This is a genomic window from Novosphingobium sp. P6W (assembly GCF_000876675.2).
GTDB lineage: Bacteria > Pseudomonadota > Alphaproteobacteria > Sphingomonadales > Sphingomonadaceae > Novosphingobium.
Genome location: NZ_CP030352.1, coordinates 1,739,555 through 1,763,113, shown reverse-complemented (window position 1 = coordinate 1,763,113; position 23,559 = coordinate 1,739,555). Strand labels below are relative to the sequence as shown.

23 protein-coding genes, 1 tRNA gene and 1 pseudogene are annotated in these 23,559 nt (G+C 63.5%); 13 read left to right on the top strand and 12 right to left on the bottom strand.

The genetic code is table 11. The features are described from left to right. Window position 1: 1 nt before the first annotated feature. Complete coding sequence (locus TQ38_RS29930) at window positions 2–232, bottom strand: HIG1 domain-containing protein (RefSeq protein WP_162792223.1); 231 nt, start codon at window positions 230–232, stop codon at window positions 2–4. 823 nt (window positions 233–1,055) lie between these two features. On the opposite strand from TQ38_RS29930, the pseudogene TQ38_RS30550 reads away from it, so the two are divergent. Continuing rightward, window positions 1,056–1,340, top strand: a pseudogene (locus tag TQ38_RS30550) (LysR substrate-binding domain-containing protein); the annotation flags it as partial. 207 nt (window positions 1,341–1,547) lie between these two features. On the opposite strand, the gene TQ38_RS08515 reads toward TQ38_RS30550, so the two are convergent. Then, window positions 1,548–2,456, bottom strand: a complete 909-nt coding sequence (locus tag TQ38_RS08515) for a LysR family transcriptional regulator (RefSeq protein WP_043977730.1) — start codon at window positions 2,454–2,456, stop codon at window positions 1,548–1,550. 105 nt (window positions 2,457–2,561) lie between these two features. Here TQ38_RS08515 and TQ38_RS08510 point away from each other — a divergent pair, with 105 nt between their 5' ends. After that, a complete protein-coding gene (locus TQ38_RS08510) occupies window positions 2,562–3,761 on the top strand; it encodes an MFS transporter (RefSeq protein WP_043977728.1) in 1,200 nt (399 codons plus the stop codon). A 16-nt stretch (window positions 3,762–3,777) separates the two neighbouring features. After that, entirely contained in the window at window positions 3,778–4,851 is a 1,074-nt protein-coding gene (locus TQ38_RS08505; RefSeq protein ID WP_043977726.1) for an alpha/beta hydrolase, read from the top strand. 54 nt (window positions 4,852–4,905) lie between these two features. On the opposite strand, the gene TQ38_RS08500 is transcribed toward TQ38_RS08505, so the two are convergent. Further along, window positions 4,906–5,289, bottom strand: coding sequence for a helix-turn-helix domain-containing protein (locus TQ38_RS08500; RefSeq protein WP_043977724.1), 384 nt, complete (start codon window positions 5,287–5,289; stop codon window positions 4,906–4,908). Window positions 5,290–5,489: 200 nt separating this feature from the next. Between TQ38_RS08500 and TQ38_RS08495 the strand changes: the two genes are divergently transcribed. The 7 genes from TQ38_RS08495 to TQ38_RS08465 all read left to right on the top strand — a co-directional run bounded on the left by TQ38_RS08495 (window position 5,490) and on the right by TQ38_RS08465 (window position 12,052). Next, window positions 5,490–5,876, top strand: coding sequence for a hypothetical protein (locus TQ38_RS08495; RefSeq protein ID WP_205316014.1), 387 nt, complete (start codon window positions 5,490–5,492; stop codon window positions 5,874–5,876). After that, window positions 5,876–6,622: an SDR family NAD(P)-dependent oxidoreductase gene (locus tag TQ38_RS08490; RefSeq protein ID WP_043977712.1), complete on the top strand. Its 747-nt coding sequence runs from the start codon at window positions 5,876–5,878 to the stop codon at window positions 6,620–6,622. Before TQ38_RS08495 ends, TQ38_RS08490 begins: the two co-directional genes overlap by 1 nt. A gap of 860 nt (window positions 6,623–7,482) precedes the next feature. Continuing rightward, on the top strand, window positions 7,483–8,040 hold the full coding sequence (locus TQ38_RS08485) for a peroxiredoxin (protein ID WP_043977844.1): 558 nt from the start codon (window positions 7,483–7,485) through the stop codon (window positions 8,038–8,040). Between the two features lie 47 nt (window positions 8,041–8,087). Continuing rightward, the gene (locus tag TQ38_RS08480) at window positions 8,088–9,338 is read left to right on the top strand and encodes a protein-disulfide reductase DsbD (RefSeq protein WP_043977710.1); all 1,251 of its coding nucleotides are present in this window, start codon (window positions 8,088–8,090) and stop codon (window positions 9,336–9,338) included. Between the two features lie 53 nt (window positions 9,339–9,391). Beyond that, window positions 9,392–9,958 (top strand): sigma-70 family RNA polymerase sigma factor, encoded by a 567-nt coding sequence (locus tag TQ38_RS08475; protein ID WP_205316013.1) that lies wholly within the window; start codon window positions 9,392–9,394, stop codon window positions 9,956–9,958. Further along, window positions 9,951–10,580, top strand: coding sequence for an NrsF family protein (locus tag TQ38_RS08470; RefSeq protein ID WP_043977709.1), 630 nt, complete (start codon window positions 9,951–9,953; stop codon window positions 10,578–10,580). The genes TQ38_RS08475 and TQ38_RS08470 overlap by 8 nt, the downstream gene beginning before the upstream one ends. A 191-nt stretch (window positions 10,581–10,771) precedes the next feature. Further along, window positions 10,772–12,052, top strand: a complete 1,281-nt coding sequence (locus TQ38_RS08465) for a DEAD/DEAH box helicase (RefSeq protein ID WP_043977706.1) — start codon at window positions 10,772–10,774, stop codon at window positions 12,050–12,052. A 337-nt stretch (window positions 12,053–12,389) separates the two neighbouring features. Here the strand turns inward: TQ38_RS08465 and TQ38_RS08460 are convergent. The 4 genes from TQ38_RS08460 to grxC all read right to left on the bottom strand — a co-directional run bounded on the left by TQ38_RS08460 (window position 12,390) and on the right by grxC (window position 14,142). Beyond that, window positions 12,390–12,466 (bottom strand) — tRNA-Arg (locus TQ38_RS08460). 64 nt (window positions 12,467–12,530) lie between these two features. After that, entirely contained in the window at window positions 12,531–13,037 is a 507-nt protein-coding gene (locus tag TQ38_RS08455; RefSeq protein ID WP_043977704.1) for a DUF1178 family protein, read from the bottom strand. Between the two features lie 8 nt (window positions 13,038–13,045). Next, window positions 13,046–13,873: a carbon-nitrogen hydrolase family protein gene (locus tag TQ38_RS08450; protein WP_043977842.1), complete on the bottom strand. Its 828-nt coding sequence runs from the start codon at window positions 13,871–13,873 to the stop codon at window positions 13,046–13,048. Window positions 13,874–13,878: 5 nt separating this feature from the next. Further along, window positions 13,879–14,142 carry a glutaredoxin 3 gene (gene grxC, locus TQ38_RS08445; RefSeq protein ID WP_043977702.1) on the bottom strand — a complete coding sequence of 88 codons (264 nt, stop codon included), beginning with the start codon at window positions 14,140–14,142 and terminating at the stop codon, window positions 13,879–13,881. Between the two features lie 168 nt (window positions 14,143–14,310). Between grxC and TQ38_RS08440 the strand changes: the two genes are divergently transcribed. Then, window positions 14,311–14,784, top strand: a complete 474-nt coding sequence (locus TQ38_RS08440) for an Hsp20 family protein (RefSeq protein WP_043977700.1) — start codon at window positions 14,311–14,313, stop codon at window positions 14,782–14,784. A gap of 197 nt (window positions 14,785–14,981) precedes the next feature. Next, window positions 14,982–15,920 (top strand): AEC family transporter, encoded by a 939-nt coding sequence (locus tag TQ38_RS08435; protein ID WP_043977699.1) that lies wholly within the window; start codon window positions 14,982–14,984, stop codon window positions 15,918–15,920. Here TQ38_RS08435 and add read toward each other — a convergent pair. From add to tpiA, 5 genes are all read right to left on the bottom strand, one after another. Then, window positions 15,899–16,936, bottom strand: a complete 1,038-nt coding sequence (gene add, locus TQ38_RS08430) for an adenosine deaminase (RefSeq protein WP_043977698.1) — start codon at window positions 16,934–16,936, stop codon at window positions 15,899–15,901. The two genes, TQ38_RS08435 and add, sit on opposite strands and share 22 nt — an antisense overlap. Before the next feature lie 158 nt (window positions 16,937–17,094). Beyond that, on the bottom strand, window positions 17,095–18,123 hold the full coding sequence (locus TQ38_RS08425) for an oxidoreductase (RefSeq protein WP_043977697.1): 1,029 nt from the start codon (window positions 18,121–18,123) through the stop codon (window positions 17,095–17,097). 10 nt (window positions 18,124–18,133) lie between these two features. After that, entirely contained in the window at window positions 18,134–19,768 is a 1,635-nt protein-coding gene (locus TQ38_RS08420; RefSeq protein ID WP_043977696.1) for a CTP synthase, read from the bottom strand. 141 nt (window positions 19,769–19,909) lie between these two features. Further along, window positions 19,910–20,311: a preprotein translocase subunit SecG gene (gene secG, locus TQ38_RS08415; RefSeq protein ID WP_043977695.1), complete on the bottom strand. Its 402-nt coding sequence runs from the start codon at window positions 20,309–20,311 to the stop codon at window positions 19,910–19,912. 138 nt (window positions 20,312–20,449) lie between these two features. After that, window positions 20,450–21,205, bottom strand: coding sequence for a triose-phosphate isomerase (gene tpiA / locus TQ38_RS08410; RefSeq protein WP_043977694.1), 756 nt, complete (start codon window positions 21,203–21,205; stop codon window positions 20,450–20,452). 396 nt (window positions 21,206–21,601) lie between these two features. On the opposite strand from tpiA, the gene TQ38_RS08405 reads away from it, so the two are divergent. After that, complete coding sequence (locus tag TQ38_RS08405; protein WP_043977693.1) at window positions 21,602–23,551, top strand: peptidylprolyl isomerase; 1,950 nt, start codon at window positions 21,602–21,604, stop codon at window positions 23,549–23,551. The last annotated feature ends 8 nt before the right edge of the window (window positions 23,552–23,559 follow it).

The window sequence follows — 23,559 nt, the reverse complement described above, 5'->3', positions numbered from 1 at the left end:
ATCAATGGGCTGAGAAGAGGAGGCCCAGCGCCGTTACGGCCAGGACCGCCATCGCCTGAAAGATCACCCTCTGTGTCATCGTCCGGTTTTGCTGTTTACCGCGCCGAAGATAGGCGTCGTCACCACCTTTAATTCGGTCTTCCTCACGCGAAAACGCAAAAAGCACCCTGATGAGCGCTATGAGGGCACCGACCGACATGAGGAAGACGAGGATAATCAGCACGATAAACATGGGCGCCCTCATTGAATGGGCAGCTCGCGGCATGTGCGGCTGTGTCCACAACACCGATGAGGCAGGGGCAAAAAATTGCCAATATACCCGAAAGGTCATGAGGGGCTCGCGTGAGAATTTCACGGATGCCTCGGTTGGGAAATGCCAATCATCTGGTGACAACCTCTTTGCACGGCCAAGGCGACCGGCGAGGCCTATAGTGTCGTGCGAGACAGCCGTAGGGTTCATCGGTTTACCGCTATCCGAGCCCCCCCAATTTTGTCAGCAGATTTATGCAGCCTGCAGTCGAGCGCTTCGCCTCAACAGCAGCTATCGCCGGCCGATCTCCGTTCCCCGCCAATCCGCATTGGGCCATTTGTGCGGGCGATGGGAGAAAGCGGATGGACAGCTCCCGGGGATAAAAAACGCTGGCTGATGATCGCATAATGGTCGCCGGTGGACGGGCAGCAATCGTGCTCGTCGCACTGCACGGGCACTAACAGCGGGCGGGCCGCTATCTGTACCTGCGTACCCGGAACGGACAGTTTCAAAACGGCCGTTTTCGCTCATTCGCTTGTTTGCGACCACTGCCCCGAGAACGACCGATAAATCCGAAACCCGTCGTTTGCGCCGATGCTTGGGAACAGCGGCAAAGTCCCACGACCCGGCGGTCGTCCCCGATGAAACCCGGACCCTTCTCGCCCGCTCAGCACCCAATTTTACGCTATCAGGTGCGGACCGGCAGCTTCCTCAATCTGGATGCCTTGGACTGGCCGGTAGGCGACCGTCCGATTCGAAGCCGGGTTGCCTGGATAGCTGACGATCGTGCGGAGTCGGCAGCGGCTTCGACGCGGGTATCCGCTACGGCGGCACCGTGCCCGAGGACATGATCGCCCAGCGCCTCTCACCCGACATCCGCTGGATCGCGGCGCCGGCCCCTGCCTATCTGAAGCGCTTCGGGACGCCGCAGACGCCGCATGACCTGAAGGATCATCGCTGCGTGCGCATCCGGCTCGGCAATGATCAGGTCGATCAATGGGAATTTGACCAAGGCGCGGACACGATCTCTGTTGCGACACCCGAGGCGCTGACCGTCGATGCCAGTCATGCTGCGCTGGGCAGGGGCTGAACGGCCTAGGGATCATCTATGGTGGCGAGCCGGTGCTTCGCCCTTATGTGGAGAGTGGCGCCCTACGCTCGGTATTGGCAGACTGGGGCTCTATGGGGTCGGGGTTCCACATCTATTATTCCGGCCGCCGACAGGTTCCCACCGGCCTGCGGCTACTCATCGCACTCATCCGCGAGCTGCGCCCGCTCGAGCTGTAGGGATGCCAGATCAAGCACCGCGTTCCGGCCAACGATGTCGCAACGCCTCGACAAGCAGCGAGAAGGCCGGGGATGGCTGCGTGACGGTCGGGTAATAGAGGTAGAAGCCTGGAAAGGGCTGGCTCCATTCGCCCAGCACGATCTCCAGCCTGCCGGCCCGCAGATGTGCCTCCGCCAAATCCTGCGGAATGAAGGCGAGACCGAGGCCCGCCAGGGCGGCGCTGAGGCAAGAATAGCTGTTATTGAAGATTAGCTGCCCGCTGACCTGCACCTTGATCTCCGCCTCGCCCTCCCGCTGCAATTCCCAGGCGTAGAGGCGACCGGAGGATTGGCGCAGCCCGATGCAATTGTGCGACTGGAGGTCGGATGGGCTATGGGGCCGACCATATCGTCCGAAATAGTCCGGCGAGCCGACGGCGACCATGCGCGCGTCCGGTCCGATACGCACGGCGATCATGTCCTTCGCCAAAGTTTCGCCGTAGCGCACGCCCGCGTCATAACGCTCACTGATGATGTCGATCAGGCCATAGTCGGTGATCATCTCGACGCGGACGTCGGGATAGTCCTTCATGAACGCGGCAAGCTTGGGCAGCAGAAGCTCGTTGATCGCGTGATCCGACGCGCTGATCCGGATATTGCCGGCCGGCCTGTCACGCGTTTCGTTGACGGCTGCCAGTTCCGCCTCGATGCCGTCCAGATAGGGGCTGACTTTCTGCAAAAGCCGCTCGCCGATCTCGGTCGGCGCGACGCTGCGGGTCGTGCGGACCAGCAACTGCACGCCGAGCCGATCCTCCAGTTTCTTCACGATCTGGCTGATCGCAGACTGGGAGAGGCCGAGCTTTCCGGCCGCGTTCGTGAAGCTGCCCTCACGCGCCACGTGCACGAAGGCGGTGATGTCACTCAGCGTCTCTCGCGCCATTGATTACAATCCCTACTGATTATCAGAAGACTTATGCATCTAATAATGGATGGCCGCTCGGGCTAGATGGGGGAGGAGAAATTCATCCGAAGAATGAGGTAGACCATGCCGGCATCCGGCAAGACCGTCACGGTGCCCGCGTGGGGCGCTGTTATCGCCATGGCGTTATGCGCGACCATCTTGATCGCGTCGGAATTCATGCCCGTCAGCCTGTTGACGCCGATCGCGCGCGATCTGGCGATCACCGAAGGCCATGCCGGGCAGTCGATCTCCATTTCCGGCTTCTTCGCGCTCATTACCAGCCTGTTCATCTCGGCGATCATCGGCGTGTCGGATCGGCGGCGCGTCGTGCTGATCTTCACCGCCCTGATGGTCGTATCCGGCGTGATGGTGGCGCTGGCGCCCAATGCGGCGCTGCTGATGGCGGGGCGGGCGTTGCTCGGTGTCGCGATCGGCGGCTTCTGGTCGATATCGGCGGCGATCGTCATGCGGCTCGTCCCTGAGAGTTCCGTGCCAAAGGCGCTGGCTCTGCTCAACGGCGGCAATGCGGTCGCGACGACATTGGGTGCGCCCATCGGCAGCCTGCTCGGCGGGCTGATCGGTTGGCGCGGTGCCTTCTTCTGCGTGGTGCCGCTCGCCGCGATCGCTTTCCTGTGGCAGTGGCGCAGCCTGCCCGCCCTGCCGCCCGAAAAGGCGACGGTCCGCGCGCGCGACGTGTTCGCCCTCCTGAAGCATCGTCCGTTCGCCATCGGCATGATAGCGGTCTCGCTGTTCTTCTTCGGCCAGTTCACGCTCTTCACCTATTTGCGCCCGTTCCTGGATCTGGTGACAGGCAACGACGCACCGCTGATCTCGGGCATGTTGCTGGCGCTTGGCGTTGCGGGTTTCGTCGGCACGATCGTGATCGGCTGGCTGCTCAAGTCGCATCTCTACAGCTTGCTTATCGCCATTCCGGCGGCCTTGGCGGTCATCGCTATCACGCTCGTCGAAATCGACGGCACGCCGCTGAAGGTCGGTCTGCTGCTCACGCTCTGGGGCCTGCTCAGCACGGCCGCCCCGGTCGGATGGTGGACTTGGCTCAGCAAAACCATGCCGCACGAGGCAGAGGCCGGCGGCGGCCTGATGGTCGCGATCATCCAGCTTGCGATCATGCTGGGTGCAATCGTCGGCGGCCTGCTGTTCGACGGCTGGGGTTATCGCGGGCCGTTCAGCTTCGCCGCCGGGCTCCTCGTGATCGCGTCGATGCTGGCGGTACTCACATCGCGCGTCGGCATAGCGCGGGACATAGCCGAACAACCGGCCTGACAGGGAGGGCGCTGCCATGACCGACCGATCTTCCACATTCGGGCGCCGCGGCGTGCTGAAGGCTGGCGCCGCCGGCCTCGCCACGCTGGGCGTCCTCGCGATCCCCTCTCTCGCTTCAGCAAAGGAACACATCATGACACAGCTTTGGGACAAAACGTTTCCGCGCAGCAAAGCCGTCGATCACCAGAAGGTATCGTTCAAGAACCGCTACGGCATCACCCTTGCTGCGGATCTGTATCTCCCCAAGGATCGCGGGACGGGTAAGCTCGCGGCGATCGTAGTCAGCGGCCCGTTCGGCGCGGTGAAGGAGCAATCCTCGGGCCTCTATGCCCAGACCATGGCCGAGCGCGGGTTCGCAACGCTCGCCTTCGATCCTTCCTATACGGGCGAGAGCGGCGGAGAGCCGCGTAACGTCGCATCGCCCGACACCAACACCGAGGATTTCAGTGCCGCCGTCGACTTCATCGGGCTGCGGCCGGAGATCGACCGCGAGCGGATCGGCGTCATTGGCATCTGTGGCTGGGGCGGCATGGCGCTCAGCACAGCGTCGATCGACAAGCGGATCAAGGCCGTCGTCGCCAGCACCATGTACGACATGACCCGCGTCATGTCGAAGGGCTACAATGACAGCACGACTCCGCAGCAGCGCAACGAGGCGCTGGAGCAGATGAGCCGCCAGCGCTGGATCGATGCTGAGAAGGGCACTCCTGCCTATGGCCCGGTCTCGCTGGAGTTGAAGGGCGGGGAGCCGGAGTTCGTCGTGCATTATGCCGCCTATTACAAGACGAAGCGCGGCTTCCATCCCCGCGCGATCAACTCGAACGCCGCATGGTCGCTCACTACGCCGCTGCCGTTCTTCAATCTGCCGATCCTCACCTATATCGCGGAAATCTCACCCCGACCGATCCTGCTCGTGCATGGCGAGAAGGCCCATTCCCGCTACTTCAGCGAGACGGCCTATGCGGCAGCGGCGGAGCCCAAGGAATTGATGATCATTCCCGGTGCCACCCACACCGACCTCTATGACCAGGTCAACATCATCCCGTTCGACAAGCTGACCAGCTTCTTCCAGGGGCATCTCGCCGCCTGACCGGAAAAGGACATGCGGCCGCGCGCGACAAATGGTCGGCGCGGCCGCCTTGCCCTATGCGGACCCGAGCCGGTTGCTCGGTGTTTTCTTCCGCCCGCGCGCTATCGGTTTTTCCGGCAGGGTCTTGCCATATTCGTTCCACCAGGCGGTCAGGGCCTCCATGGTGGGGCCAAGCCCGCGCGCCTTGGCTGTCATCTCATATTCGACGCGCGGCGGCACCTCCGCGAAAACGGTGCGCGAGACTAGACCGTCTGCCTCCAGTTCCCGAAGCTGGGCGGTGAGCATATGCTGTGTGATGCCCGGAATGCCTTTTCGCAGCTCCCCAAAACGGTGCATCCGCTGATGCAGCAGCCACATGATCTCCAGTTTCCATTTGCCGGAGAGCATCGCGAAAGCGCGGCGCATCTCATCCTGCATGGTGAAGCCACCATCATCCATTAGTATGGTTTTCCATACTTGGTGTCATAAATTCATCCTACTTGCAGCTTGTTATCCTGGATGACATTTCGATACAGGTTCGCGGCGCTGTTGGGAATGCTTCAGGTCCGACGAACGTGATTTAACCGGATAGTCGCCCGCATTGGGGGCGGATGGGAAGCGTCATGGCCGCAATCTGTACATATTGGATCAGCACGGGATTGCTTGTCCTGCTCTATCTGGCGTCCGCCTTCCTGTACGCTACAAAGAAGGACTGGGTCAGATCAGTCCTCGTCGAACTGAGCTATCCGGCGCCTTATCTGCTGCCCTTCATGATCGTGGTGAAGATCGCCGGCCCGGTGGCGATTCTGTCTCGCGTTAGCGTGGCACTCAGCGATCTCGCCTATGCCGGTATCTTCTATCATCTGTTGCTCTCGGGGATGGCCCATTTCGGCGTAGGCAAGCCGAAGGGCGCCATGCCCGCGGCTGTGGCGCTGGTGCTCCTGGCCGCGTCGTTCGCCACGCAGAACGCGGCACGCGACATCCCATCGCCCTATGCGCCGGCTTTTGCCGCGCCCCTATCAACGCTTATCGGAAGGACTTCATAATGGGCCGCCTCGACGGAAAAGTCGCCATCATCACCGGCGCAGGCCGCGGTATCGGCCGCGCCACCGCCAGGCTATTCGCTGCGGAGGGTGCGAAGGTCGCGGTCCTCTCGATCACGCCTGCGAATGTCGATGCGGTCGTCGCGGACATCGAGACCGCCGGTGGGACCGCGCTCGGCGTACCGACCGACGTCAGCGATCCGGATCAGATCAAGGCGGCCGTCGACAAGGTGGTCGCCGCCTGGGAACAGATCGACATCCTGGTCAACAATGCCTTCGATCCCGCGGTGGTCATGTCGCCGATCAACGATCTGTCGGTCGAGCAACTCCAACGCAACTTCGATACCGGCCCGATCGCCAGCCTGCGAGTGATGCAGGCCTGCTATCCCTATCTCAAGGCCAGCGGCGATGGTCGGGTCATCAATTTCGGATCGCCGGCGGCCACACTCGGCATGTCGCCCTACGGCCCTTATAACATGGCCAAAGAAGCCACGCGGGCGCTCACGCGCACAGCGTCGCGCGAATGGGGGCCGGACAACATCACCGTCAACAATGTCCTGCCCGTTGCCGACACCTGGGGTGCGGCGGAAGCGAATGCGCCTGCGCCCAACAGCGCGCTTGCACGTTTTGGTTCGCCTGACGAGGACATTGCCCCGGTGGTGCTGTTCCTCGCCAGCAAGGATGCCCAGTTCCTGACCGGCTATAGCCTCACCCCTGACGGCGGCATGATTATCGACACAGCCCGCTAAAATCGAAAAGCGACGGTTTTCCGGTGATCGATCGTCTGTAAATCGCCAGTCTGCGCGCGGCCGAGCGTTGCTCATTCCGAGGTCAATTAGCAAGGACGCGCAAACGTCCGATTCAACCGAAACCCGCCGTTCGTGAGTGTGATCGCGAATGGCGAGTTTGTCCCAAATTCGGCCGGTTATTGGCGTGCTACAAGGGTGCTCCTTATTGTCTTTCAACAAATAAGCCGGCGCTTTGGATTAGGTGAGGGCATCATTAATTATTCGCTTTGACGTCGGCCATTTGAATGGATGGAAGCGACTGTGGGACCCAGTGTGGGACTGAGGGGATGAAAATAAAAATAATCAATAGAAACAGCTAGATAGTTCAGTTTTTCGAATCCCACCCTGTCCGCCAAAAATTTCTGATAAATAAGGGAAAATTTGGCTATACGCCGCCTCTTCCCATAATGGCTCGCCAATGGCGGACTTGCTGGGCGGTATTTGACGTGATTCTTCTGTTGCCGTTGTCACGCCGCGTCGCTGGCGCCCCACTACATTGTCATCGGCAAGCCAAGCTCTGCCTACTTCGAAGGCGTTCGCCGATCTTCGTCACCTTCGGCATTTTTTTGTAGCGCTTCGTGGTTTGCAAGCAGGCGCCGCCGAACGGGCATCGGCGTAAACCATTGCTATCGCGCAAGGCCCATCGGCTCTCTTATATGGTCAGCGCCTTGAAAGCTCCTTGGATCGGGCCGTCGGCGTTTGGAAGAAAAATTGCGACCTTCTGATGCAGGACCGCAACTTTTTGCCGAGCGACAGCGAACACCATTGTGAAGGCGCCCGACGGCGCGCCTTTCATCACAATCCGTGTCGGAGCTGAGCCAATGAAAATCCGGAAGAATTTCGCCCTGTCGCTGGCCTGTGGGCTGTTCATGGCTGCAATGCCCACCCAGAGTTTCGCAGCACTGCCCCAAGGCGCCAAGGCCCCCGATTTCACGCTGAACGCGGCGCTTGGCGGCAAGTCTTTCAATCTGTCGCTGGCAAAGGCACTGAAGAAGGGCCCGGTCGTGCTCTACTTCTTCCCGGCGGCCTTCACATCGGGCTGCACGGTGGAGGCGCATATGTTCGCCGAGGCGACGGGTAACTTCAACAAGCTGGGCGCCAGCGTCATCGGCGTCACCGCAGGCAACGTCGAGCGGGTCGCCGAATTCTCGAAGTCGGAATGCCGCAACAAATTTGCCGTAGCCGCCGATCCGGGTGCCAAGGTCGCAGCGAAGTTCGACACGACGATGCAAGGCGCCAAGCAGGCGATTTCGAACCGTACCTCGTTCGTGATCGCGCCTAACGGCACCATCCTGCTCAGCTATACCGACATGAATCCCCAGGCCCACATCGAGAAGACGATGGCGGCGGTGCGCGCATGGAAAGCCAAGCACGGCTGATCCGGCCTGTCGCTTTCGGTCGTCCCCAGCCCCTGTGAGTCCCAATCATGCTTGTTGCCCTGTTGTCCGCCTTTATGGGCGGGCTGATCCTGAACCTCATGCCCTGCGTATTCCCGATTATTTCGCTCAAAGCGTTCGGGCTGGCCCGGCAAGGGGGCGACCCGAAGCGCATGCGGCAGGAGGGGGCGGCATTTTTCGCCGGCACCCTGCTCGCGATGCTGGCGCTTGCCGGCACTCTGATCGGGCTGCGTGCCGGCGGACAAGCGGTGGGCTGGGGTTTTCAGCTCCAGTCTCCGCTTGTCGTGGGCCTGCTGATCCTGGTGCTGCTAGGCTCAGCGCTCAACCTTACCGGCCTGTTCGAATTCGGGCTTGGCCTGCAGCGCATGGGCCAGACGCTGGATGACAAAGACGGGCTGCTCGGCGCGGCGCTGACAGGCGCGCTGGCGGTCTTGGTGGCGACGCCCTGCGCTGGCCCCTTCATGGCCGGAGCCATCGGTTTTGCCCTGGTGCAGCCCCCCTTGGCTGCGCTCTCAATCTTTGCGGCGCTGGGCGCCGGCGTCGCGGCGCCGTTTACGCTGCTGTCCTTCAGCCCGGGACTTGCCCGGCGTTTGCCGCGCCCCGGTGCATGGATGACGACGCTCAAGCATGCGCTGGCCTTCCCGATGCTCGCGGCTGCCGCGTGGCTGCTATGGGTCCTGGCCCAGCAGACGGGTAGTGGGGGGCTGGCGCTGATGCTGGGCTGCGCGCTGCTGCTGGCGTTCGCCTGCTGGATCTTCGGCATTGCGCAAAGGCGCCGCATGTCCGGCCGTCCCGCCAAGACCCTGCACGGCATGGCCGCCGTCGGCCTCGTGGTGATCGGCGTACTTTTTGCCTCGCCCGGCAGCGCCCTGCGCGCGCCGGCCAAGCCTGCCCTCGCCGAAGCATCGCCCCCGTCCGCCGAGCGCAGGCCAGTGCCATGGTCGCCCGAAGCGGTCGCCAGGGAGCGTGCCGCGGGCCGCGCCGTGTTCGTCGACTTTTCGGCGGAATGGTGCCTCACCTGCAAGGTGAACGAGAAAGCCGTGCTTTCCACCGATGCGTTCAAGGCCGCCATCGCCGAGACCGGTACGACCTACATGGTCGCGGACTCGACCAACTATGACGCGCGGATCGAGCAGGCTATGATGGAACTCGGACGATCCGGGCTGCCGCTTTACCTCGTCTACCCGGCGAAGGGCGGCGATCCGGTGATCCTGCCGCAGCTGCTCGACATAAAGACGGCTGTTGCGGCCCTGAAGACCGCCGCTGGCAAGAAGGTTTGACGAAACGATGATACGATTTCGAATGCCGCCGCCCGAGGCTTTTTAGGACCAGCGTGGCAAACGACCTGCCTCTGGAACATGCCTGGCCCGGCCTGATGGCGCAGGCGCAAGACGGTAACCAGCGCGCCTACCGACTGGTGCTGCGGGCGCTGGTGCCCGCCGTCCGCGTGCGGGTTCGCCGCCGGATCTTCGATGACGTTCTGGCCGAGGACGTGGTGCAGGAAGTGCTGATGACCATCCACCGGCTGCGGCATACGTACGACCCGGCCCTGCCGCTGTCCCCGTGGGTATCGGCCATCGTTTCGGCTCGCGCCGTTGATGCGCTGCGCAGGCAGGGCCGATCGCACGGGCGGGAGGTCAATGATGAAGACATGCTGGGCGCCGCCGTCGATGTCGGAGCATCGGCCGCGTTCGAGGTAATGGCTACCGAGCGGGAGGTCGCAGGAATGTTGAGTGTGCTACCCGAACGCCAGCGCCAGATGGTGGAAATGGTGAAGCTGCGGGAAATGTCGCTGGACGATGCCGCGCAGGAAAGCCGGCTCTCCATTTCCGCGGTGAAATCCCTGCTGCACCGCGCGCTCCTGAGATTACGTGAACATGGAGATCAGACACATGGTTGATCATGACACCCTGATCGATACCCTATGCGACGAAGCCTCGCCCGTCCGCCGCGTGGCTCCGGCGCGGTACCGGGCGCTTGCCTGGGCGCCGGTGGCGCTGGGCGCCGGTTATCTTGCGACCCAGTTCATACACCGTTCCGCCACCGACTGGGCCGGACCATTGGCGGGCATTGCGGCCGCCAATATCGCTCTTTCGCTCACGCTCGGTATTGCTGCCTTTATCGCCGCACTGTCCGTCAGCGTGGCGGGCGGCGCAGCACGGCTGAACCTGTTGATTGGAACAAGCGCGGCGACCTGGCTGGGCCTGGCGATGTACAGCATCAGCATTTCCCGGCATCCACGAGGCGAACTGGGGCATGGCAGCTACTGCTTCACTTTCGTGCTGGCGGCAGGGGTTCCGATGATCCTCGTCGCACTCCTCGCGCTACGTCGGACACGCTCTTTGACGCCCGTGCGCTCTCTGACCCTGGCCGGCGCCGGGATCGCGTTCCTGTCTTTTGCTCTCCTGGCCTTTTGCCACCCCATCGAGATGTCGGCGATGGATTTTATGGGGCACCTTGCCGCCGGTCTGCTGCTGGGCGCGACCACGATCCTGCTTGGCCGAAAATCGATCGCGGCCTGAGGTGAACGGCTGATCGCCCGGTTCGGGCAGCAGCAGAACACGCCGACGGTATCAGCCTGAAAACAATCCCGTCAATGCCTCCCAGCTTTCCGCATTGACGCGGTGCAGCATCACACCTAACAGCGCGCGCTCTCAATACGCTAAGCCCTATCAGGCGCAGCCTTGCTCAGCGCTGGAGGCGCCGCTTGACGATGAACATGACTTTCGCTGATCTGTCTTTGGCACCGTCTTTGCTGCAGGCGCTAGCTGAGGAAGGCTACGTCAGCCCTACTCCTATCCAGGCCCAATCCATCCCGATGCTTTTGCAAGGGCGTGACATGCTCGGCATGGCGCAGACAGGCACTGGCAAGACCGCCGCTTTCGCGCTGCCCTTGCTGCACCGCCTAGCCGTGGATCCGCGTCCGGCGCCCAAGGGCGGCGCCCGCGTCCTTGTGCTCGCCCCCACGCGCGAACTGGTTTCCCAGATCGCCGCCGGCTTCGAGAGTTTCGGCCGCCATGTGCAGCCGCAAGTGGCAACGATCTTCGGCGGCGTCAGCCAGTTCCATCAGGTCAATGCCCTGAAAGCCGGGGTAGACATCATCGTGGCTACGCCGGGGCGTTTGCTGGACTTGATTGAACAGGGCCTGTGCGACCTGTCCGCGCTGGAAGCGCTGGTCTTGGACGAGGCTGACCAGATGCTGGACATGGGCTTCGCCAAGCCGATCGAGCGCATCGTCGAAGCGCTGCCGAAGGATCGGCACACGCTGCTGTTTTCGGCAACGATGCCGAAATCCATCGCCGCACTGGCCGACAGCCTTCTGAACGATCCGGCGAAAGTAGAGATCGCGCCCCCTTCGACAACCGTCGATCGCATCGAACAGTCCGTGATGTTCCTCGATGCAGCCGACAAGAAGACGGCACTGCTGACTTTGCTGCAGGCACAGGACATCGGCCAGGCTGTCGTCTTCACTCTGCAGAAGAACATCGCCAACGAAGTCTGCGCTTTTATCAGCGAGGCCGGCATCACCGCCGAGGCGCTGCACGGCAACAAGTCGCAAGGTCAACGCGAGCGTGCGCTGGACGCATTCCGCGCCGGGACCGTACAGGTTCTCGTGGCGACCGATATCGCCGCGCGCGGCATCGACGTCGACACGGTGACGCATGTGTTCAATCACGACCTCCCCAGCCTGCCGGAAAGCTATGTCCACCGCATCGGCCGCACCGGCCGCGCCGGACGTAGCGGCTTTGCCATCACGCTTTGCGATGCCGAGCAGCGGGCCTGGCTGCATGATGTCGAGCGGGAAATCGGCCGAACCCTGACGGTTCAGGCCGATCACCAGTGGCACTCGGAAACCGCGCGGCACTCGACCATGCGCGCACCCGTGCTGGGCGGCGGGCCCGCCAAGCAAATCAAACCGCAGAAAGAGCGCGTGCGAAAAGTCTGGACCGAAGAAGAGAAGCTCGCCGCGCGAGCAGCGGCAAAGGCAGCCTGACAAAGATTTGGATTGGGGTGGCACGGGCAATGCCCGGCGGGATTTCGACGCGAAACAAACCGTCGAGCCACCCCAATTTTGTACTATTACGATTATCGATCAGCAGAAGACCGAAATGCCGACGCATTTTGGATTGGCAGCCCATGGCCGAGCGAGAATATTTGTTTGGCTGAAATAACCTAGCGCTCGCACTTTCGACGAGCTGGTTTCCATCACCCATCACCCGCGCAAAGTCTCTGCCATCGGCCCCGCTGGGTCGATTGGCTTCTTCACGGCTGATGCGAAATTCTCTTCGGTAAAAAGCGGCCTGCGAAGCCTTCTTTTCATACTCGAAAGTTGGTGCACCCGACGGGATTCGAACCCATGGCCCCCAGATTAGGAATCTGGTGCTCTATCCGGCTGAGCTACGGGTGCACGCCGAGGCGTCCTAGCTTGCGTTCGGCGGCTTGGCAATCGCCCGAAAGCGAGAACGCTGCGTTCAGTTCGTCTGTTCGGGCGGGATCACCGGAAACGGTAGCGGCATCACCGCAATCCCTTCTTCCAGCAGTTCCTTCGCCTCCCCCAAGGTCGCCTGGCCGTGGATCGTTTCGGCATCACGCTCACCGTAGTGCATGGCGCGCGCTTCCTTGACGAAACTCTCGCCAGCATTGCGCGACGACTTCAGCGCCTCAGCCTGCATCTTCGCAAGCGCCTGCATCATCTCGACCGCCTGAGGCGGCAGCGGTGCGTTGGCTACGGGTGCAGGCGCCTGAAGCGGGGGAACGGCCGGAACCGGAAGCTGGCGGCGCGCCGGAGGCGCTTCTGCCAGCTGGTTGCCCTTGCGGGCGAGGCGCGGAGCCTGCACAGCCTTGTCGACATCTCCCGATCCGCATTGCGGACAGGACACGAAGCCCCTCTCCTGCTGACGCGCGAAATCGTCCGAAGACTTGAACCAGCCTTCGAATCGATGCTGCCCCGCGCGGCATTCCAGGTCGTAAACGATCATACCGAACGCTATGCGGGGATAGCGCGGCGATTGGCAAGGCTGGGCAACTGCGCCCGCACCGCCGCGATCCGTTCAGGATCGAGGTCGACGAAGGCGAGGCCCGCGCTTCCCCCGTCATCCGCGCCGCCCATGTCGAGCAACACTTCACCCCAGGGATCGACGACCAGCGAGTGACCATAGGTTTCGCGCCCATCCTCATGGACGCCGACCTGCGCAGCGGAGAGGACAAAGGCGCTCGCCTCCACGGCGCGGGCGCGCTGCAGGAGGTGCCAGTGCGCCTTTCCGGTGGGCACGGTGAAGGCGGCGGGGACCGCGATCACATCGCAGCCGGCACGGCCCAACGCTTCGAACAGCGCGGGGAAACGCACGTCATAGCAGATCGCCAGGCCGAGGCGGCCGAGCGGGGTCTCCACCGTCACCACTTCATCGCCAGCGGTGTAGGCGTTTGATTCGCGCCAGGATTCGCCTGTCGCAAGATCGACGTCGAACATGTGCATTTTGTCGTAGCGGGCGCGAACGTCGCCCTTGTCGTCGATCACGAAGGCGCGGTTGGCCCACTTGCCGTCCTCGCGTTCGATGGCGAGCGAGCCGATGTGGACCCACATGCCCTCGCGTTGCGCCGCCGCCCGCACGGCGGCAAGAACCACGTCGTCCGCCTCGCTGCGGATCGACAGCTTCCCGCGCTCGCGCTTGCGGTCGAGCAGGCCGGACATCTCGGGCGTGAACAGCATCGCCGCCCCGCCCGCCCGCGCTTCCGCGACCGCGCCGGCGATCGTGGCAGCGTTGGCCTGCGGGTCGATACCCGTCGTCATCTGCAGCAGCGCGGCGCGGGTCACCTGCTTCAAAGCCCGAGGATGGCGTCGAGCTTGCCCTCGCGGTCCAGCGCGTTGATGTCGTCGAAGCCGCCATAGGCCTTGTCGTCCACCAACACCTGCGGGACCGTGGCGGCGCCGGGCACGCGGCCCACCATCTCGGCGCGCTTGGGGCCGCCCATGGTCACGTCGTATTCCTCGTAAGTCACGCCCTTGCCGTCAAGCAGGCCCTTGGCCGCGACGCAGTAGGGGCAGCCCCACTTGGTGTAGATCTCGATCCTGGGCTTGCTCATGCGATACTCCTTCAAGAACGCTCTGGTTCAAGGTGCGACCCTTGAAAGGCCGGGCCGCTAACATATCTAGTGTCACGAGTCATGGCCCGCCATGGGGATGCTCATCGACGAGGCGCCGGACTGCCGGGCCTCACCCTTACGAAGATTGCTCAGTTGAGGATTTTTGTCATGAACCGTATCGATTTTTCGCCCTACCGCCGCACCATGGTCGGTTTCGACCGCCTGTTCGACATGATCGAGAACCAGGGCCGCGCGCAGGCTGGCGACAAGTACCCCCCCTTCAATATCGAACGCCGAGCCGCGGATGCCTACCGCATCACGCTGGCCATCGCTGGCTTCAAGCCGGCGGACATCGACATCACGGCGCAGGCCAACCTTCTGGTGGTCAAAGGCAACAAGCCCGATGAACTCGCCGAGGGTGAATACCTGCACGTCGGCATCGCCCAGCGCGGGTTCGAGCGCCGCTTCGAACTGGCCGACTACGTGCGTGTGGACGCCGCCGAGCTTGCCGATGGCCTGTTGGTGATCGACCTTGTGCGCGAAGTCCCCGAAGCCATGAAGCCCAAGAAGATCGCCATCGGCGGCAACCGCCTGACCGTGGTGGAAACCGATACCGGCGAAGCTACTACTGCCGCAGCATAAGGCAGGTGGGCAAGATGTGCGCATCAGTCCCTTTATGCGCATGTCCTGACTGATCCGTCTCCGAGCGCGGCCCGCGTGACCGGGCCGCCCTTTTGACGTATCCGATTGCAACTTGCGCAAACAGCACCGCACTATTTGCTCTCGCTCACTCCCGGGCCCGGGCCTAGCCGGGCTCTTTTACGCTCAGGAGTGCTCGCGTGACCTCGATCCTGGCGATCGTCCTGCCCATCTTCGCCCTGATATTCGCCGGATGGCTGGTCCGCCGCATCGGCGTGATGGGCCCGCAGGCATCGAGCGAACTCAACCGCTTCGTGGTCTATCTCGCCCTGCCTGCGCTGCTGTTCGACATTGTTTCCGGATCAAGCTGGAAAGAACTGTGGCAGCCGCATTTCGTCGCCGTGTTCACGATCAGCACGATGGTTGTCTTCGTCGCCACCATCCTCCTTCATGCCCGCAAATCCGGGCTGAATGCAGACGGACCGGTGCTCGGGCTGGCTACCGCTTATCCCAATACCGGCTATCTCGGCTTCCCATTGCTGCTGGCGGCGCTTGGACCGTCGAGCAATACGCTGACGCTGATCTCGACGATTATCGTAGCCTGCGTGCTATTTGCCGGGGCCATCGTGATGATCGAGGTTCGCCTCCACGTCGGCAGCCATCCGCTCAGGGTCGCGGCCAAAGTGGCGAAGTCGCTGGCGAAGAACCCGCTCATCGTCGCCCCCGTGGTTGCCGCGTTCTTTCCCGCGAGCGGGCTTGCCGTGCCGCATCCGGTCGAAGTGTTCCTCAAGCTGCTGGGGGCCGCTGCCTCGCCTTGCGCGCTGGTTGGCCTGGGCCTGTTCCTCGCGCAGAAGCGGCCGAAGGTGGAACGCAGCGACGCTCGCCTCACTAGCCTGCTCGTTGCTATCAAGCTGGTGGTTCATCCGGCGCTCGCATGGCTGCTGGCGACCACGCTGTTCCCGCTTTCCGCCCCGGCGCGTCATGCAGCGGTACTGCTGGCGATGTTGCCGACCGGCACCGGCCCGTTCATGCTGGCCGAGTTCTACGGCCGTGAAGCAGGTGTGACGGCGCGGGTGATCCTGGTCTCGACGGTACTGTCGATCGCGACGATCTCGGTCTACCTCGCGGCCATTGGCTGAATGCTGGCTAGGGCGTAAGCCTCAAGCCGACCCTGCAATTCGCCCCGCAGATCATCGTCGATCCACGCCGCGTCGAAGGCATTGCGGCTGACGGCGATCAAATCCTTCGGTCCGAAACCGGCCAGTTCGTGGGCCATCAGCATGTTCTCGTTGATGTACTTGCCCTCCATGTAGGCGGGGTCGTCCGAATTGAGCGTCAGCCTGAGGCCAAGGTCGAGCATCCCGCGCGCGATCGACTGGTTCTCGCCCGGGCGCATCATCTCGTTGGCGAAGGGACAGACGGTAAAGAACAGGCCCTTTTCGCGCGCGGCTGCGATCAGTTCCGGGCGGTCGAGCAGGTTGGCGCCGTGGTCGATCCGCTCGACGCCGATATCCTCGATGGCCTGGCGGATGTGTTCGTGGGTGTTCAGCTGGTCGACGTCGCAGTGCATCGTCAGGCGAAAACCCTCTTCGCGGCCGCGCCGGAAGATTTCGGCGAACTTGGCGGGCGGGTTGTCTTTTTCGTCTGAATCGAGACCCAGGCCCACGATGAGGTGCTTGTAGGGCAGCGCCATCTCGAACACTGCCATCGCGTTCTCCGCGCTGCGCTCACGCACGAAGCACATGATGAGCTGCGAGCGGATACCGAAGTCGCGCTCCGCCTCGAGCCGGCCCCGCGTCAGGCCCTCGATAATGACGGCGAAGGGAACGCCGCGGTCGGTATGCTGCTGCGGGTCGAAGAACATCTCGGCATAAAGCACGTTCTGCGACGCGACCTTGTTGAGGTACGCATAGACCAGATCGCGGAAATCCGCCTCCTGCAGCAGGACCTCGCTACCTTCGTAGAAGATCGTCAGGAAGCTGGGCAGATCGTGGTAGAGGTAGCTGGCACGCATCGCGGCGACATCGGCGTAAGGCAGGTCCAGCTTGTTGCGCGCGGCCAGTTCGAACTTCAGTTCCGCTTCCAGCGTGCCTTCCAGATGGACGTGAAGCTCCGCCTTGGGCAGGCCCGCGATGAACTGCACGATCGGTTGCATGTCGTCTCCTCAGGCAGCCGCGCGGGTCATGGGCGGCGCGCTGGCCTTGGCCTGAGAGTACCGCGCCGATGCCCGGCGCAAAGCTGCATTTTTGCAGCGGGGAGACGCATTTTTTCGTACGCTCCCGGATGGCGGCGGGATTTCGCCCGATGCGCTTTTCAGGGCAACAGCGAAACCGCGCGGCCCTCGGCGGCCGAGACCAGCGCCGCTTCGAGCACTTCCTGTACCGCGACGATCTCATCCAGCCCCGCAGGCGCAGGGCCGCTGCCCAGGCAGGCCTGCGCCATCATCGCGTAGAAGCGTTCTTGCGAGCCTTTCGGTGTAGGGATCGAATGCATACCGCCCTCGCCATCATGGTGGACAAGCGGGTCGTTATCCACGCCCCATTCCGCGTCGCCGGGGCGCAGACCGGCCACTGACTGCGCTTCCTGTGGATCGAGGTGCTGCTTGATCAGACTGCCGCCCGCGCCGTGAACACGAAAGCGCGGCTCTCCACCCGCCACGCACATGCCGGCATGCAGGATCACACGCTTGCCCGGATAGCGCAGGACGACATGCGCGAAATCCGGCGAAGCGCTGCCCTCGCGCAGCGCGGCAATATCCGCGCTTACCGCATCGGGGCGGCCGAACAGGGCGAGCGCCTGATCGATAAGGTGCGGGCCGAGGTCATACCAGATGCCCGAGCCGGCACTACCATCCTCGCGCCACCGCTCGCGCACATGCGGCCTGAAACGGTCGAAGTGCGATTCGAAATGGACCACCCGGCCGATCAGCCCCGCGTCGATAGCGGAGCGCACGGCGAGGAAATCGGTATCCCAGCGGCGATTGTGGAAGACGCTGAGGGTGAGCCCGCGTTCCTGCGCCAGCGCGGCAAGGTCGCGCGCTTCGGAGAGAGCAACCGTGAAAGGCTTTTCGACGACGACATGCCGCCCCGCCTCCAGAACCTGCCGGGCCAAGGCAGTATGGGTGCTGCTTGGGGTGGCAACGACGACGAGACCTATCGCATGGTCAGCCAGAAGGGCATCCACATCCGGGACGATCCGAACGCCCTCAACCGGCGACACCGCGCCAGCCTTTCGGTCGACGATGGCCCCCAGTTCAAGATCACCGCAAGCCTGGATGTAAGGCGCATGGAAGACCCGCGTCGCCATCCCGTTCCCGATGATGCCGACGCCGATCCTGCCCATGCCCTGAAACTCAGACCAGACGTGCTTGCCGCAGCGCAGCGGCGACGAAGCCGGAGAACAGCGGGTGCGGGTTGAACGGGCGCGACTTCAGTTCGGGGTGGAACTGCACGCCGACGAACCACGGATGGTCCGGACGCTCGACGATCTCGGGCAGCAGGCCATCGGGCGACATGCCAGAGAAGATCAGGCCATTGCCTTCCAGCGCCTCGCGGTACGAACCGTTCACCTCATAGCGGTGACGGTGGCGTTCGCTGATCTCGTCGGTGCCGTAGATGGCCGCGACGTGGCTGTTGGCCGAGAGCTTCGCAGGGTAGGCGCCCACGCGCATCGTGCCGCCAAGGTCACCGCCCTCGGCGCGGGTCTGGAGACCGTCCTTGGTCATCCATTCGGTGATGATGCCGACAACGGGTTCTTCAGTCGGGCCAAATTCGGTTGAGCTGGCCTTGGCGATGCCGGCCGAGCGTGCGCCCTCGATGCAGGCCATCTGCATCCCCAGGCAAATGCCGAAGAACGGCACGCCGCGTTCACGCGCGAAGCGAACCGAGGCGATCTTGCCCTCGGTGCCGCGTTCGCCGAAGCCGCCGGGGACGAGGATGCCGTCCATCGGCTCCAGCGCGGCGGCGATCTCGGAATCTTCCTTTTCGAAGATTTCGGCGTCGATCCAGCGGATGTTGACCTTCACGCGGTTGGCCATGCCGCCATGGACCAGTGCTTCGTTGAGCGACTTGTAAGCGTCCTGCAGGCCAATGTACTTGCCCACAACGCCGATGTTCACTTCGCCTTCGGGGTTCTGATAGCGATCGGTGATGTCGTCCCAGCGTTCCAGCACGGGGGCCTTGGCTTCTTCCGCCATGCCGAAGTGGTGGAGCACTTCCGCGTCGAGGCCCTCGCGGTGGTACTGTAGCGGGACGGCGTAGATGTTCGGCGCGTCGAGCGCCTGGATGACCGCCTGCGGGCGCACGTTGCAGAACAGAGCGATCTTGCGGCGCTCACCCTCGGGCAGTTCACGGTCACAGCGGCACAGCAGGATATCGGGCTGAATGCCCAAACCCGTCAGCTCGCGCACCGAGTGCTGTGTGGGCTTGGTCTTCAGCTCGCCCGCGGCGGCGATGTAGGGAACCAGGGTGACGTGGACGAAACAGGTCAGCTCGCGGCCCATTTCGTTGCGCAGCTGGCGCATCGCCTCGACGAAGGGCAGGCCCTCGATATCGCCGACGGTGCCGCCAATTTCGCAGAGCACGAAATCGAGGTCCTCGGTCTCCGCCAGGGCGAAGTCCTTGATCGCGTCAGTGACGTGCGGGATCACCTGGACGGTCGCGCCCAGATAGTCGCCGCGGCGCTCCTTGGCGATGATGTCCTGATAGATGCGGCCCGAAGTGATGTTGTCGGCCTGGCGGGCAGAGACGCCGGTGAAGCGCTCGTAGTGGCCAAGGTCGAGGTCGGTTTCGGCACCGTCGTCGGTGACGTAGACTTCGCCGTGCTGATAAGGGCTCATCGTGCCCGGATCGACGTTCAGGTAGGGATCGAACTTGCGAATCCGCACCTTGTAGCCGCGCGCCTGCAGCAATGCTGCCAGGCTTGCCGCCATGAGACCCTTGCCGAGCGAGGAGACCACGCCGCCGGTGATGAAAATGTGCCGCGCCATGGGAGTCGGGCCTTAAATTGCATGGGGGCCCTCAGGCAAGCGCCCGGAGCCTCATTCCACAGGTCAATACAACAAAATGCCGTCTGACAGCGCCAGACGGCATTCCGGTTACGGTGAAGCGCTTAAATGCGCTTACGTGGGTTACTGCTTGGCAGCACCCGAAAGCGGATCGGCAGGCGCGGACTGCGTCGGAGCACCCTGAGGCGCGGCCGGAGTCGCACCGGGATTCGCGGAAGCTCCCAGCGGGTCTGCCGGCTGGGCCGGAGCCGCAGGCGCAGTGCTGCGCTGGAGCGAAGTATCGATGTCACGGCCGCTCGTCTCATTCACCGCCATGGCGGCAAGGACGATGCTCAGGACGACGAAGAGGGTCGCCAGAACCGAGGTAGCCCGGGTGAGGAAGTTTGCCGCGCCGCGCGCCGACATCAGGCCCGAAGGACTGCCGCCGCCAACGCCGAGGCCGCCGCCTTCGGACTTCTGTACCAGGATGACGCCCACAAGCAGAGCGGCGACAAGGGCCTGGACCACGGTCAGGAAAAGGAACATCTTCGTTTCAGCCTTCTGGCGGGGTCTGCCCCCGCTTTGGTTCGCCGCGCAGATAGGCGCTAGCGCGCGGACGCGCAACCCGCAGCGTGTTGTTCGAGGTCGGCGGGCCCATCAGGCCCCGCCGTACCCGCATATGGATCAGTCGCTCAGCGAAGCTGCAGCGCCGACGATCGCCAGGAAGCTCTCAGCCGAAAGGCTGGCGCCGCCAACCAGTGCGCCGCCAACATCGGCGATGCCCAGCAGTTCGGAAGCGTTCTCCGCCTTGACCGAACCGCCGTAGAGGATGCGCACTTCCGCACCGGCATCACCGTAGATCGCGACGAGCTTCGCGCGAATCGATTTGTGCATCGCAGCAACGTCCTCAACCGAGGGGACGCGGCCCGTGCCGATGGCCCAGACCGGCTCATAAGCGACCGAGAGCTTCTCGGGTGCGCCGTCCGCGCGGGGGCACGAACCTTCGAGCTGGCTGCCAACGACCGCTTCGGCATCGCCGGCATCGCGCTGGGCTTCGGTTTCACCCACGCACAGGATCACCGCGAGGCTGGCCGAAAGCGCCGCCTCGGCCTTGACCCTTACTTCCTCGTCGCTTTCCGCGTGATATTCACGGCGCTCCGAGTGGCCGACGATGGTGAAATCCGCACCGGTGTCCTTGAGCATCACCGCGGAAATATCGCCAGTGAAGGCACCGCTGTCATAGGCATGGCAGTCCTGACCGCCGACACCGATGAATTCCACTGCTTCGCGCGTGCGATAAAGCAGCGTGGCGGGCGGCGCGATCGCAACCTGCACCTTGGGAAAGCGTGCGGCCGAACGATCGATAGCGCGGGCCTCGTTGAGCATCCCCCGCGTGCCGTTCATTTTCCAGTTTCCGACGATGTAAGGCAATGCAGCCATTTCAATCCCTTGATCAAATCCTGGCGAACCTGGGGAGGTTCCCCCACGGATCCCCCTGCAGATTCCCTTAGGCCGAAGACCACGGTTGCGGCCACGGCGCGGAGAATCAGGTCGTCTCTTGTTGCGGCGCAGCTAGGCCAGCGCGCCCCAGCTTGTCAAAATTCATCACCCGTTCAGCGCGACGATACCCCCCGCCGTGACCCTCATGCCACAGGATCGCGCCGGGAGCACGGCCCGTTCGTCACAGTTCGCCGCATGAGTGGAGTTTTGCCTCCACGCCGCGAACCGGCATTGCAGTATGCGCCAAGGCCCCCTAAAGCCACCCCCCGTTTCATACGCAAAACGCGGGCGCAAAGCCTGTGTTTTCGCGCAGGCTATCGCTGATCGGCTGGGTCCATGCTCAATTTCTTTCGTTCGTTCCTCAAGTCCAAGCTCGGCGCCGTCATCGGCTTGCTGGTGCTGGGCGTCATCGCCATTGCCTTCGCCAGCGGCGACATTGCCGGCTTCAACTCGTCTTCGGGCGTGAGCGCGGGCACCCCGGTCGTCACCGTCGGCGGTGAAAGCGTCAACGCCGACACCCTTGACCAGGGCGCCAAGCGCGCGCTGGAGCGGGTCCGCCAGCAAAGCCCGAACGTGACGATGAAGGTCCTGCTGGAACAGGGCGGCCTTGAGCAGGTGCTGGGCGAACTGATCGACCGGACCGCCCTCTTCGCGTTCGGCACCAAGAACGGCGTCACCATCAGCGACCGCCTGGTCGACAGCGAACTGGCGCAGATCCCTGCGTTCCAGGGCGTCGACGGCAAGTTCGACCAGACCGTGTTTCGCCAGGCCCTGGCCCAGCAGCGCATCTCCGAGCCGGCCCTGCGCGATGACATCCGCGAAAGCCTCGTCGCCCGCGAACTCGTCACGCCGGCGCAGATCGGCTCGACGATGTCGCAGTTCGCGGCCAAGCGCTACGCCTCTTTGCTCGACGAAACGCGCACCGGGACGGCGATCGCCCTGCCCTCGTTGCTGTTCGCACCTGACAAGCAGCCGACGGATGCCGATCTGGCCGCTTTCTACAAAGGCCATTCGGCTCAGTTCATCCGCCCTGAGCGCCGCACGATCCGTTATGCTGTGGTGAGCGAGGACCAGCTCAAGGCTGCCGCGCCGCCCACCGACGCCGAGATCGCCGCGCGCTTCACGGCGAACAAGGCCGCCTATGCCGCCAAGGACAATCGCCGCATCACTCAGTTGATCGTGCCGACCGAAGCTGCTGCCAAGGCAGTCGTCGCCGAGGTCGAAAAGGGCAAGGGCCTCGAGGCGGCTGCTCAGGAAAAGGGCCTGTCCGCCGCGAGGCTTGAATTCTTCAGCCGGGACGACCTTTCCACCCAGTTCTCGCCCGCCGTCGCGCAGGCCGTCTTCGCAGCCCCGCTCGGCAAGCTCGCCGCGCCCCAGAAGAGCGTTCTGGGTTGGCACGTGATCCGCGTCGACGAGGAACAGAAGACCCCCGCCCGCACGCTGGCAGAGGTCAAGTCCGAGCTTTCCACGCAAGTCGCCGCCGACAAGCGCCGCAAGGCCTTTTCCGACACGCTGGCGGCGATCGAAGAGCAGTTCTCCGACGGCTCCAACCTCAACGAAGTCGCAAAGTCGGTCGGCGGCCAGGTCCAGACGACCCAGCCGGTGACCGCCGATGGCGGCCTCTACATGAAGCCCGGTCAGACCCTGCCCGAACAGCTTCGCCCGGTCCTGACCACTGCCTTCTCGATGGATCAGGAGCAGCCGCAGGTTGCCGAAGTGGAGCGCGGCAAGAGCTTCGTGATCTACGACGTGACCGCGATCGCGCCTTCCGCGCCCGCTCCGCTCGCCCAGATCAAGGACGACGTGAAGCTGGCATGGGCCGTGGACATCGGCTCCAAGGCCGCCAAGGCCGCAGCGCTGAAGATGCAGGCCGATATCCGCAAGGGCAAGACGGCCGAGCAGGTCATGGCTGCCTCGGGCAAGAAGCTGCCGCCGCCGCAGCAGGTCGCCATGTCGCGCGCGACGCTGGCCGCTGCACTGCGTTCGGGCCGCCAGGTTCCGCCGCCGGTCTCGCTGATGTTCCATATGGCCAAGACCACCGTCAAGGTGCAGTCGGCCGAGGGTGAACGCGGCTGGTTCGTGGTTCAGCTGAAGGACATCGTGCCCGGCAAGGTCGAATCCGAGGACATGGTGAAGAACACACAGAACGAACTGGGCCAGCAGCTGGGCCAGGCCTATGCCGACGCGCTGGGTCATGCCGTGCGCAAGGCCGTCGGCGTAAAGCGCAACGATGCCGCGATCAAGGCGGTGCGCGACCAGCTGGCCGGCACGGCGTCGGCGAACTGATACCGTAG

Coding starts and splice junctions, on each gene's coding strand:
- TQ38_RS08470 (WP_043977709.1), top strand. CDS start 9,951: ATGGTTGATCATGACACCCTGATCGATACCCTATGCGACGAAGCCTCG.
- TQ38_RS08420 (WP_043977696.1), bottom strand. CDS start 19,768: ATGGCGCGGCACATTTTCATCACCGGCGGCGTGGTCTCCTCGCTCGGC.
- secG (WP_043977695.1), bottom strand. CDS start 20,311: ATGTTCCTTTTCCTGACCGTGGTCCAGGCCCTTGTCGCCGCTCTGCTT.
- TQ38_RS08455 (WP_043977704.1), bottom strand. CDS start 13,037: ATGATCGTTTACGACCTGGAATGCCGCGCGGGGCAGCATCGATTCGAA.
- tpiA (WP_043977694.1), bottom strand. CDS start 21,205: ATGGCTGCATTGCCTTACATCGTCGGAAACTGGAAAATGAACGGCACG.
- TQ38_RS08490 (WP_043977712.1), top strand. CDS start 5,876: ATGGGCCGCCTCGACGGAAAAGTCGCCATCATCACCGGCGCAGGCCGC.
- TQ38_RS29930 (WP_162792223.1), bottom strand. CDS start 232: ATGTTTATCGTGCTGATTATCCTCGTCTTCCTCATGTCGGTCGGTGCC.
- TQ38_RS08480 (WP_043977710.1), top strand. CDS start 8,088: ATGCTTGTTGCCCTGTTGTCCGCCTTTATGGGCGGGCTGATCCTGAAC.
- TQ38_RS08485 (WP_043977844.1), top strand. CDS start 7,483: ATGAAAATCCGGAAGAATTTCGCCCTGTCGCTGGCCTGTGGGCTGTTC.
- grxC (WP_043977702.1), bottom strand. CDS start 14,142: ATGAGCAAGCCCAGGATCGAGATCTACACCAAGTGGGGCTGCCCCTAC.
- TQ38_RS08510 (WP_043977728.1), top strand. CDS start 2,562: ATGCCGGCATCCGGCAAGACCGTCACGGTGCCCGCGTGGGGCGCTGTT.
- add (WP_043977698.1), bottom strand. CDS start 16,936: ATGCAACCGATCGTGCAGTTCATCGCGGGCCTGCCCAAGGCGGAGCTT.
- TQ38_RS08425 (WP_043977697.1), bottom strand. CDS start 18,123: ATGGGCAGGATCGGCGTCGGCATCATCGGGAACGGGATGGCGACGCGG.
- TQ38_RS08515 (WP_043977730.1), bottom strand. CDS start 2,456: ATGGCGCGAGAGACGCTGAGTGACATCACCGCCTTCGTGCACGTGGCG.
- TQ38_RS08440 (WP_043977700.1), top strand. CDS start 14,311: ATGAACCGTATCGATTTTTCGCCCTACCGCCGCACCATGGTCGGTTTC.
- TQ38_RS08405 (WP_043977693.1), top strand. CDS start 21,602: ATGCTCAATTTCTTTCGTTCGTTCCTCAAGTCCAAGCTCGGCGCCGTC.
- TQ38_RS08465 (WP_043977706.1), top strand. CDS start 10,772: ATGAACATGACTTTCGCTGATCTGTCTTTGGCACCGTCTTTGCTGCAG.
- TQ38_RS08505 (WP_043977726.1), top strand. CDS start 3,778: ATGACCGACCGATCTTCCACATTCGGGCGCCGCGGCGTGCTGAAGGCT.
- TQ38_RS08500 (WP_043977724.1), bottom strand. CDS start 5,289: ATGGATGATGGTGGCTTCACCATGCAGGATGAGATGCGCCGCGCTTTC.